At 58.9% G+C, this 1,264-nt stretch carries 1 protein-coding gene; it reads left to right on the top strand.

Translation table 11 applies throughout. The features are described from left to right. The first annotated feature begins 252 nt into the window (after positions 1–252). Entirely contained in the window at positions 253–1,083 is an 831-nt protein-coding gene (locus PDO_RS15100) for an EF-hand domain-containing protein (RefSeq protein WP_037074314.1), read from the top strand. Positions 1,084–1,264 lie beyond the last annotated feature (181 nt).

Raw genomic sequence — 1,264 nt, 5'->3', positions numbered from 1 at the left:
GAAACCAAATCTTCGAATTCGTCGACAAAGTCGGGCAGCAGCAGTTCCAAGACAAGCGGCAGCCTGAGTTCCAGCTCCGGAAAACTCTCGGGCGGCCTGTCGCCGGATGAACGAGACGAACGCAATTCGGCAGGTTCCAGCAAGTCGGGCTATTCTGGCGGATCGTCGCGTGCCAGTGCCGCCGCGAGCAAGTCAAGCGCCTCCAAATCGAGCTCGAGCTCGAGTTCGAAGAGGGAAACGCGGTTTCCCATCTTGCTCGACCTGGATGGCAATGGACTGACGATCACCAAGCTTGACGATAGCAGCCACTTTTTTGACATCCACGGGGACGGCTACCAGCATCGCGCGGCCTGGGCCGGCGCCGGCGATGGCGTCCTGGTTTTTGATGCCGACAATGACGGCAAGATTTCCAACCGTAAGGAAGTCGTGCTGACGGACTGGGATCCTTCGGCCGACAGCGACATGGAAGCGCTACGCCAGGTGTTTGACACCAATGGCAATGGCCTTCTCGACGCCGGCGATGCCAATTGGTTGCAGTTCAAGGTCATGGTGACCAAGCCGGACGGTACGACCGAGATGAAGACGCTGGGCGAACTGGGTATCCAGTCGCTGACCCTGGTTGCCAATGAGACACGTTTCGAATTTGCCGACGGCTCCTCTATCGACGGTGAGGCGACGTTTACCAGAACCGATGGAACTACGGGCAAGGCGGCGACAGCGTCCTTGATGATCGACGCCAATGGATATGCGGTCAGCGTTTCGACAACGGTCGACGCTGACCAGAACACGGTGCTGACGACGAAGGCACTGAACAAGGATGGTTCGCTCGCTTCCGAGACAGTACGGACCACCAGCGCTGACGGATTGACCGTCACGACGCGCTTCGACAACGATGGAGACGGAGTCATCGATCGCGTGCTGACGGACGTGACCGAGGTTCAGTCGGATGGCACGAAACGCCGTACAGAAACGTCTCGCAATGGCGCCGGTGTTCTCATTGGCTCAACGGTCACACAGACCAATGCCGACCGCACATTGATCCAGATCGATCGCGACCAGTTGGGAGGCGGGTTCACCACCTGAGAGCGAGACGCAGCAGACATCGGCAGATGGAAGCCTGACGATCACGATCTCGAAGAAAGCGGCCGATGGCTCGGTCATTTCCTCGGAACGCACCGAATTCTCCGGCGACAGGTTGAGCCGTACCGACAGCATCGATCTCGATGGCAACCTGGCCTATGAGCGTTCGGTGACCTCCCAGACG

Source organism: Rhizobium sp. PDO1-076 (assembly GCF_000247475.1).
GTDB lineage: Bacteria > Pseudomonadota > Alphaproteobacteria > Rhizobiales > Rhizobiaceae > Allorhizobium.
This window is presented reverse-complemented; position numbering and strand designations above follow the sequence as displayed.